The sequence below is a fragment of the Thermoactinospora rubra genome (genome assembly GCF_002093975.1).
GTDB classification, from domain to species: Bacteria; Actinomycetota; Actinomycetes; order Streptosporangiales; family Streptosporangiaceae; genus Nonomuraea; species Nonomuraea rubra_A.
Map to the genome: position 1 here is coordinate 19,701 of NZ_MSZZ01000080.1, position 9,024 is coordinate 28,724.

9 protein-coding genes are annotated in these 9,024 nt (G+C 72.1%); 4 read left to right on the forward strand and 5 right to left on the reverse strand.

Annotated elements, in window-relative coordinates:
- The 3 genes from BSB02_RS37220 to BSB02_RS37230 are packed head-to-tail and all read left to right on the forward strand — an operon-like array spanning position 1 to position 3,570.
- The gene (locus BSB02_RS37220; protein ID WP_206185097.1) at positions 1-1,470 is read left to right on the forward strand and encodes a class I adenylate-forming enzyme family protein; all 1,470 of its coding nucleotides are present in this window, start codon (positions 1-3) and stop codon (positions 1,468-1,470) included.
- 47 nt (positions 1,471-1,517) lie between these two features.
- Complete coding sequence (locus BSB02_RS37225) at positions 1,518-1,892, forward strand: hypothetical protein (RefSeq protein ID WP_084965714.1); 375 nt, start codon at positions 1,518-1,520, stop codon at positions 1,890-1,892.
- 37 nt (positions 1,893-1,929) lie between these two features.
- A complete protein-coding gene (locus tag BSB02_RS37230) occupies positions 1,930-3,570 on the forward strand; it encodes a DNA repair helicase XPB (protein ID WP_084965715.1) in 1,641 nt (546 codons plus the stop codon).
- On the opposite strand, the gene BSB02_RS37235 is transcribed toward BSB02_RS37230, so the two are convergent.
- The 3 genes from BSB02_RS37235 to BSB02_RS37245 form a co-directional block, all read right to left on the reverse strand.
- The gene (locus tag BSB02_RS37235; protein ID WP_084965716.1) at positions 3,567-4,382 is read right to left on the reverse strand and encodes an HTD2 family dehydratase; all 816 of its coding nucleotides are present in this window, start codon (positions 4,380-4,382) and stop codon (positions 3,567-3,569) included. The two genes, BSB02_RS37230 and BSB02_RS37235, sit on opposite strands and share 4 nt — an antisense overlap.
- Positions 4,379-5,470, reverse strand: a complete 1,092-nt coding sequence (locus BSB02_RS37240; RefSeq protein ID WP_240507004.1) for a CoA transferase — start codon at positions 5,468-5,470, stop codon at positions 4,379-4,381. Before BSB02_RS37240 ends, BSB02_RS37235 begins: the two co-directional genes overlap by 4 nt.
- 265 nt (positions 5,471-5,735) lie before the next feature.
- Positions 5,736-6,062, reverse strand: coding sequence for a hypothetical protein (locus BSB02_RS37245; protein ID WP_084965717.1), 327 nt, complete (start codon positions 6,060-6,062; stop codon positions 5,736-5,738).
- A 133-nt stretch (positions 6,063-6,195) separates the two neighbouring features.
- Here BSB02_RS37245 and BSB02_RS37250 point away from each other — a divergent pair, with 133 nt between their 5' ends.
- Entirely contained in the window at positions 6,196-8,205 is a 2,010-nt protein-coding gene (locus BSB02_RS37250) for a HelD family protein (protein ID WP_084965721.1), read from the forward strand.
- Between the two features lies 1 nt (position 8,206).
- Here BSB02_RS37250 and BSB02_RS37255 read toward each other — a convergent pair whose 3' ends face one another.
- Together BSB02_RS37255 and BSB02_RS37260 are read right to left on the reverse strand one after the other, a co-directional pair.
- Positions 8,207-8,608, reverse strand: coding sequence for a DNA-binding protein (locus BSB02_RS37255; RefSeq protein WP_084965718.1), 402 nt, complete (start codon positions 8,606-8,608; stop codon positions 8,207-8,209).
- Complete coding sequence (locus tag BSB02_RS37260) at positions 8,605-8,853, reverse strand: hypothetical protein (protein ID WP_084965719.1); 249 nt, start codon at positions 8,851-8,853, stop codon at positions 8,605-8,607. Before BSB02_RS37260 ends, BSB02_RS37255 begins: the two co-directional genes overlap by 4 nt.
- Between the last annotated feature and the right edge of the window lie 171 nt (positions 8,854-9,024).

Below are 9,024 nucleotides of genomic sequence, written 5' to 3' on the forward strand. Positions count from 1 at the left end.
GTGAGCGAGACGTTAGGACGGCTGGCCGAGGAGTCGTGGCACCGGTTCGGCGACTACGACTCGCTGTTCTACGAGGGTCGCTGGCACCGCAGCCACGACCTCGCCGCACGCGCCAGGCGGGTCTGCGGCGGCCTGGTCCGCCGCGGCGTACGGCCCGGCGACCGCGTCGTGGTGATGATGGCCACCAGCCCCGAGGTGCCCATCCTGTACCAGGCCGTCTGGGCGGCGGGCGCGGTGGTCACGCCGGTGGTGTTCCTCGTCGGGGCCGAGGAGCTGCGGCACATCCTGACCGACAGCGGCGCCTCGCTCGTCGTCACCTCCCCCGAGCTGCTCCCGACCGTCGAGGCCGCGGGGGTGGACGTGCCCGTGCTGGTCGGCACGGCCGAGCTGGAGCGGGCCGAGGAGCACGGCGTCGTCGACCGGGACGAGACCGACCTGGCCGCGTTGATGTACACCGGCGGGACGACCGGGCGCGCCAAGGGCGTCATGCTGAGCCACCGCGGCCTGTGGAACGTCGCCCGCGAGTCCTACGCCATGTCCCACCTGGAGGGCGTCAACCGCGCGATCGTGCCGGTGCCGCTGTCGCACGCCTACGGGCTGATCGTGACGATCGCCGGGATGCACGCCACCGAGCCGCAGCAGGCCGTGCTGATGCGCTGGTTCGAGCCCAAGGCGTTCCTGGAGCTGGCCAGGGAGCAGCGCGTGCAGTACGGCACGGTCGTCCCGGCCATGCTGCAGATGCTCCTCGCGGAGGACCTCCCCGAGCTGCCCGACCTGCGGTTCCTGACCTGCGGCGCGGCCCCGCTGACCCGCCGGGTGCTGGAGGAGTTCGAGCGCCGCGTGCCCGGCGTGCAGATCCTCGAGGGGTACGGCCTGACCGAGACCAGCGCCGTCACGACGTTCAACCCGCCGGGACGGCGCAGGGTCGGCAGCGTGGGCCTGCCGCTGCCCGGCTACGAGATCGTCATCCGCGACCCCTCCGGCGAGCCGATGGAGTGCGGCGACGTGGGCGAGATCTGCGTGCGCGGGGAGAACCTCATGCTGGGCTACTGGGGCACCCCCGAGGACACCGCCACCGCGCTCGTCGACGGCGAGCTGCGCACCGGCGACATCGGCTGCCTGGACGACGACGGCTACCTCTACGTCGTGGACCGCAAGAAGGACCTGATCATCCGCGGCGGGTTCAACGTCTTCCCGCGCGATGTGGAGGACGCGCTCAACGAGCATCCGGACGTGGTGCTGTCGGGCGTGGTGGGGCGGCCCGATCCGCGGGTCGGCGAGGAGGTCGTGGCCTTCGTCCAGCTCCGCCCGGGGAGCACGGCCACCGCGGAGGAGCTCGTCGGGTGGGCGCGCGAGCGGGTGGGGCGGGTGAAGTACCCGCGGGAGATCCGGTTCGTGGACAACATCCCGGTGACCAGCGTGCTCAAGCTCGACCGGAAGGCCCTGCGCGCCCGTCTGGCGGACGGATGACGGTATCCCCGCCGGGTTGACCACGAAGTCGTGATAAATGTTGACGTGTGAGCAGCGGCCCGTCCTTCGAGCAGCCCTACGGCGGCGACTACCAGCCCTACGGCGCACCGTACGGCCAGTCCCCGCCCCCCGGCTACGGCTACAACGCCTACCCGCCGCCGCCCATGCAGCGCAACGTGGACAGCGCGCGGACCAACGCCATCGTCTCGCTGGTGCTCAACCTCATCGCCATCTTCTCGTGCTGCAACGTCTTCGGCATCGTGGGCGCGATCCTCGCGGGGCGGGCCATCGGGCAGTCCAGCGTGGACCTGGAGAACGCCAGGAAGCTCACCAGGTGGAGCTGGATCACCCTGGCGTCGGGGTTCGCGGTGGGCCTCGTGCTCTTCGTCACCCTCATCGTCATCGACGCTTTCCAGCGATAGGGGACTGTTCCCGGCCGTCGTTGTGTTGGATAGCTCTGTGAACGACGGCCCGCTCATCGTCCAGTCCGACAAGACCCTCCTGCTCGAGGTCGACCATCCCAAGGCCGACGAGTGCCGCAGGGCCATCGCGCCCTTCGCCGAGCTGGAGCGCGCCCCCGAACACGTCCACACCTACCGGGTGACGCCGCTGGCGCTGTGGAACGCCAGGGCCGCCGGCCACGACGCCGAGCAGGTCGTCGACGCGCTGCTCGGCTACAGCCGCTATCCGGTCCCCCACGCCCTGCTGGTCGACGTCGCCGAGACCATGGCGAGGTACGGCAGGCTCCGCCTGGAGAAGCACCCCGCGCACGGGCTCATGCTCACCACCACCGACCGGGCGGTGCTGGAGGAGGTGCTGCGCTCCAGGAAGATCCAGCCCATGCTGGGCGAGCGCCTGGGCGAGGACTCGGTGGCGGTGCACCCCAGCGAGCGCGGCAACATCAAGCAGGCCCTGCTCAAGCTGGGCTGGCCCGCCGAGGACCTGGCCGGGTACGTCGACGGCGAGCACCACCCCATCGCGCTCGCCGAGGACGGCTGGGCGCTGCGCGCCTACCAGAGGGAGGCGGCCGACGCCTTCTGGCACGGCGGCTCGGGCGTGGTCGTGCTGCCCTGCGGCGCCGGCAAGACGATCGTGGGAGCCGCGGCCATGGCGCACGCCCAGGCGACCACGCTGATCCTGGTGACCAACACGGTGAGCGCCCACCAGTGGAAGGCCGAGCTGCTGCGCCGTACCTCCCTGACGGAGAACGAGATCGGCGAGTACTCCGGCTCCAGGAAGGAGATCCGGCCGGTCACCATCGCCACCTACCAGGTCATGACGACCAGGCGGAAGGGCGTCTACCCGCACCTGGAGCTGTTCGACGCCCGCGACTGGGGGCTGATCGTCTACGACGAGGTGCACCTGCTGCCCGCACCGATCTTCCGCATGACCGCCGACCTGCAGGCGCGCCGCCGGCTCGGCCTGACCGCCACGCTCGTGCGCGAGGACGGCCGGGAGGGCGACGTGTTCTCGCTCATCGGGCCCAAGCGCTACGACGCGCCCTGGAAGGAGATGGAGAACCAGGGCTGGATCGCGCCGGCCGACTGCGTCGAGGTGCGCGTCACGCTGACCGACGAGGAACGGCTGGCCTACGCCATGGCCGAGGCCGAGGAGCGCTACCGGTTCTGCGCCACCACGCCGTCCAAGACGCGGGTGACCGAGGCGCTGGTGCGCCGCCACCTGGGCGAGCAGGTGCTGGTCATCGGCCAGTACATCGACCAGCTCGACGAGCTCGCCGAGCACCTGGGCGCGCCGGTCATCAAGGGCGAGACGCGCGTCAAGGAGCGCGAGCGGCTCTTCCAGGCCTTCCGCGACAAGGAGCTGCAGGTCCTGGTGGTGTCCAAGGTGGCCAACTTCTCCATCGACCTGCCCGAGGCGTCGGTGGCCATCCAGGTGTCGGGCACGTTCGGCTCGCGGCAGGAGGAGGCGCAGCGGCTCGGCCGGATCCTGCGGCCCAAGGCCGACGGCGGCGGGGCGCGCTTCTACACGGTGGTCAGCCGCGACACCGTCGACCAGGAGTTCGCCGCGCACCGGCAGCGCTTCCTGGCCGAGCAGGGCTACGCCTACCAGATCGTCGACGCCGACGACGTGCTCGCCTAGGAGAGCGTCATCTCGGCGTGGCGGTGGCCGCCCGCGCTGGTCACGGCCAGCTCGTCTGCCCCGCCGGCGACCAGGACCCGGTCGCCGGCGAAGACCGGGCGCAGCAGCCGGTAGCGCAGCGCGGTGACCGGGCGGTGGCGGCGGGCCAGCTCGCTCATCAGCAGCGCCAGCAGCGGGCCGTGCACGACCAGGCCGGGATAGCCCTCGACCTGGCGCGCGTAGGGCTCGTCGTAGTGGATGCGGTGGCCGTTGGCCGTCAGGGCGCTGAAGCGGAACAGCAGCGTGGAGGTCAGCTCCGGCCGCGTCTGCCAGGGGGCCTCGCTCGGCCCGGGCTCGTCGCGGGAGAGCTCGAACGCCCTCGGCCGCTCCCCGAGCGCGCTGCGGTAGACGAGCTGCTGCTCCTCGGTGACGCACGGCCGGCCGCCCTGCCGTACCTCGCCGATCACCGTCACGAACGCCAGCTCCCCGGTGCCGCCCTGCTTGACGGCGACCCGCGCCAGGCGGGAGGCGCGCTCGGCGGGCTCGCCGAGCAGCAGCGGCCGGTGCACCGTCACCGCGCCGCCGGCGAACATCCTGCGCCGCTGCGGGATCGGCGGCAGGAACCCGCCGCCGCGCGGGTGGCCGTCCTCGCCGAGCTCGCGCTGGGGCCGCCAGTCCAGGAAGTACAGCCAGTGCCACAGCGGCGGCAGCTCCTCGCCGACCGGCCCGGGCAGGTCCAGCACGGCCGCCAGCGCCCGGGCCGGGCCCGCCGGCATCGCGTCGTGCTCCACCAGCGGGCCAGGGCGCCAATCGCGCAGGTGCTCCTCGATCACGGCAGCACCTCGTCGTTGTGCTCGCCCAGCTTCGGAGCGGGTACGGCGGGCGCCTGGACGCCGTCGAAGACCAGCGGCAGGCCGGGCGCCATATAGTCGCCCACGCGGTTGAAGAGCGGATGGCCCGCCAGGTCGAGCTCGGCGAAGGACCGGTAGCGCGACCACAGCACCGACGCGGCGGTCAGCGCCTCCTCCACCTCCCGCGCCGTCCGCGCCGCGAACCAGGGGGCGACCAGCCCGGCGACGACCTCGCGGTGCCGGTACCGGTCGTCGCCGGTGCGGAAGTCGGCGCCGAGCGCCTTCTCCAGCGCCTCCACCGCCGGGCCGACGCCGGTCACGGCGACCAGGTCGCGCCAGTGGCGCTCGGTGAGCACCACGACCATGAAGCGCGCCCCGTCGGCGCAGGCGAAGTCGCGGCCGAAGTCGCCGTAGAGGTCGTTGCCGATCCTGGGCCTGGGCGTACGGCTCAGCTGCGCCTCGGCCAGCAGCCCGAGGTTCCCGGCGGTGGCGAGGGCGACGTCCTCCAGCGCGACGCCGACGTGGGCGCCGCCGCCCCGCCGGTCGGCGGCCAGCACCGCGAGCGCCAGGTACAGGCCGGTCAGGACGTCCCACACGGGCACCACGTGGTTGACCGGCCGTTCCAGCTCGGCCGGGCCGGTCAGGACGGCGAAGCCGCCGGCGGCGTTGACCGTGTAGTCGACCGCGGCGCTCCCGTCGCGCCTGCCCTGGAGCTGGACGTAGATCAGGTCCTCCCGGCGGCGGCGCAGCTCCTCGTAGGTGAGGCCGGGGCGGGGGCGGGCGTTGGTGAGCAGGACGCCGCACTCGACGGCCAGGTCGGCGACCCGGGCCCGGCCCTCCGGCGAGGCCAGGTCCACGGTGACCGAGCGCTTGCCCTGGTTCAGTCCCGCCCAGTAGAGGCTCTCCCCGCCGGGGCCGAGCGGCCAGCGCCGCCGGTCGGGGCCGCCGCCGGCGGGATCCACCCTGATCACCTCGGCGCCCAGCCTGGCCAGCGTCATCCCGCCCAGCGGGGCCGCCACGAAGCTCGACAGCTCCACGATCCGCATCCCGGCCAGGGGCGCCGCCGTCACGCGCCCTCCCCGATCACGACCCCGGTCAGGAAAGCGCCCGGCCCACGTGACTGGACCGGGCGGTCAGACGCATGCAGACCCACTACGTCCACGACGTCCCAGGAGTCATCATCAACGACAAGCACCCCCCTCACCTGGGTGGCCGGTGTCCCTTACGTATCACGCCAGAACGCGACATACCCCATGATCCGCGTAATTCACCGCAAATACCCGGTTTTGCCAAGCTGTTATGGCTCCAGGTTGTCACCGGGCCGGCATCCCACCGTTATCGGGCCAGCATCCCGCCCACGAACAGCACGCCCACGGCGACGACCCACGCGGCCACCCCGGCGCCCATGAACCGCCCGAACACCCGCTCGTCCCTGCGGGCCGCCGGAACCGTCCAGGCGCCCGCCGTACACAGGGCCGCCAGGACCGCGAACACCGACGACACCATCGACGCGGCCCCCAGCCGCTCCGCGCACGGCCGCGCCGCCTCCCCGTCGGCGCAGAACGCCTCCAGGCCCCACCCGGCGAAGACCGACAGCCCCCACAACGCCGCCAGCAGGAAGCTCGCGACCGTGGGGAGGACCGGGGAGACGCTGAGTCGCACGATGAGGCTGTACCCCGGGGCCCGGCGGAAAATGCTTTGGAGCGTCTCCGCGGTCGGGACTAAGCTTTTCGATTCGCTGCCTTAGTTGACCACCGCCGAACCTCATGGAGGTCGCTTCCGCATGCCCGGAAACATGCCCGGAAACCAGCTCGCACCCGACATACTCGACACCGACCCCACCGACGTCCTGGCCGCCGAACGGGCCCATCTGGCCAGATCCCGCCAGGCGCTGAAGGCGATGCGGGAACACGCGCAGTCGCTGTCGGCCGACGCGGCCGGCGACTGGGTCTCCCAGCAGGTCCTCCAGTCGCTGCTGGACCAGCGGGTGGCCGCCCTGGCCGACCACCCCGACACCCCGCTGTTCTTCGGCCGCCTCGACCGCGACGCGGGCGACGACCTGCCCGCCACCGTCTACGTCGGCCGCCGGCACGTCCACGACGGCAACAGCCGCCCCCTCGTCATCGACTGGCGCGCCCCCGTCTCGCGGGCCTTCTACCAGGCCAGCCCCGCCGATCCGATGGGCGTACGGCTGCGCCGCCGCTTCGGCTACCACGGCGGCGAGCTCACCGCCTACGAGGACGAGCCGCTCGCCCGTGGCGGGCGGATCGGGCCGTCGCGGATCCTCACCGAGGAGATCGAGCGGCCCCGCACCGGCCCGATGCGCGACATCGTCGCCACCATCCAGCCCGACCAGGACGAGATCGTCCGCGCCTCGCTGGCCACCACCGTGTGCGTCCAGGGCGCGCCCGGCACCGGGAAGACCGCCGTGGGCCTGCACCGCGCCGCGTACCTGCTGTTCACCCACCGCGAGCGGCTCAGCAGGACCGGCGTGATGATCGTCGGGCCGAACCGGGCGTTCCTGTCCTACATCTCCTCCGTCCTGCCCGCCCTGGGCGAGGTGAAGGTCGACCAGACCACCGTGGCCGACCTGCTCGGCGACCACTCGGCGCCGGAGGACCCGGCGGTCGCCGCGATCAAGGGCTCGGCGCGCATGGCCGCCGTGCTCGAACGCGCCCTGTGGATGCACATCGTCAAACCCACCGAGGGCCTCGTCTACACCAAGGGCGCCTACCGCTTCCGCGTCGCCGACTATGAGGTGCGCGAGATCGTCGCCTCCCTGCGCGGCACCACCCGCTACAACCCCGGCCGGGCGGCGCTCGCCCAGCGCCTCGCGCACATGGTGCTGGTCCGCATGGAACAGCGCGGCGAATCGCCCGACGACCGGGTGCAGGACGCGGTCGCCCGGTCCAAGCCGGTCAAGGCGCTGGTCGACCAGGTGTGGCCCAAGCTCACTCCCGCCCAGGTGCTCTTCCGGCTGTTCACCGAGCCGGAGTTCCTGGCGCGCGCCGCCCGCTCCGACCTGTCGCCCGCCGAGCAGGAGATGCTGATCTGGCGCAAGCCGTACCGGAGCTGGAAGTCCGCCAAGTGGTCGGCGGCCGACGCCGCGCTGCTCGACGAGCTGGCCGACCTGATGGAGCGCACCCCCTCCCTCGGGCACCTGGTCGTCGACGAGGCGCAAGACCTGTCGGAGATGCAGCTGCGCGCCCTCGGCCGCCGCTGCCGCACCGGCTCGGCCACCGTGCTCGGCGACCTCGCCCAGGGCACCACGCCGTGGTCGGCCGGCTCGTGGACCGCCGTCCTGGAGCACCTGGGCCAGGACGGCGGCGAGGTGACCGAGCTGACGCTCGGCTTCCGCGTCCCCCGCGAGATCCTCGACTACGCCGCCCGCCTCCTGCCCGCCATCGCCCCCGACCTGTCGCCTCCCCGCTCGCTCCGCCCGGGCGTGGGCTCCCTGTCGGTACGGCGGGGCGCCGCGGTCGCCGACGCCGTGCGGGAGGCGCTGGGCAAGGAGGGCTCGATCGGGGTGATCGTGCCCGACGCCATGGTGGAGGAGGTCTCGCGCTCCCTCGACGGCCTCGCGCACACCGTGCTCGGCCCCGACTCCGTCGAGGAGCACCGGCTGGTCGTGGTGCCCGCCACGCTGGCCAAGGGTCTGGAGTACGACCACGTCGTCGTCGTGGAGCCGGCCGACATCGTCTCGGCGGAGCCCCGGGGGCTGGCGCGGCTGTACGTGGTGCTCACGCGAGCGGTCACCTCGCTGACCGTGCTGCACGACAAGCCCCTGCCGGCCCAGCTCACCTGAGTCAGCAGGGAATCAGCGCGATCCGGTTCCCGCACAGCTTCGCCATGTCGTCCACGTCCGAGGTGAGCATGGCGACCGGGCCGGGCTGACGCAACGCCAGCTCGGCCACGGTCGCGTCGAGGGCGTGCTTGTGGCCGTGCAGGCCGGCGTCCTTGAGGAGCTTGGCCGCCGCCTTGGCCGACGCCTCGGTGACGGGCTCGACCCTCACCTGAGAGAGCACCCAGCGCATCCTCGGCATGCTGACCCTCTCATGGCTGGCTTCGACGATCGTGTTGGCGGAGACGACGAACTCACAGCCGGTCCGTTGAAACGCCTTGATGAAGGTGTATGCCTTCTTACCCTCCACCATCCACGCCGACAGCCCCTCGCAGTCCAGGACCAGCGTGGCGACTTGGGGTTTCATGCGGCCTCCGTGGAAGTCGTGCGGCCGAGCGCTTCGGCGATCACCTCATACGCCTCCGCCAGCTCCTCATCGGTGATCTCACCGTACCGTTCCTCGTAGCGTCGCAGGTCCTCTTCGCGGAGTTGGTAGCGCAACCTGCGGGCGACCGCTTCCGCCACGTACCCCGACACATTGTCGGTGATCTTCTTGAGCGCGGCCACCTGCTCGGTGGGAAGCGTCACCGTGATGCGCGTCGTCTCAGCCATACATCAAGCATACTCCGGTATGCGCAAGCTCGCTGGGAAAACGCTCAACGCGAAGAGGCGGCCCCTTCCAGGACCGCCTCTCGGCGTTGTGGGTGCGTTGTGGCTGTCAGGACCGACCGGAAGGTCAGAAGTCCATGTCGCCGCCGCCGGGGACGGCCGGGGCCTTCTCCT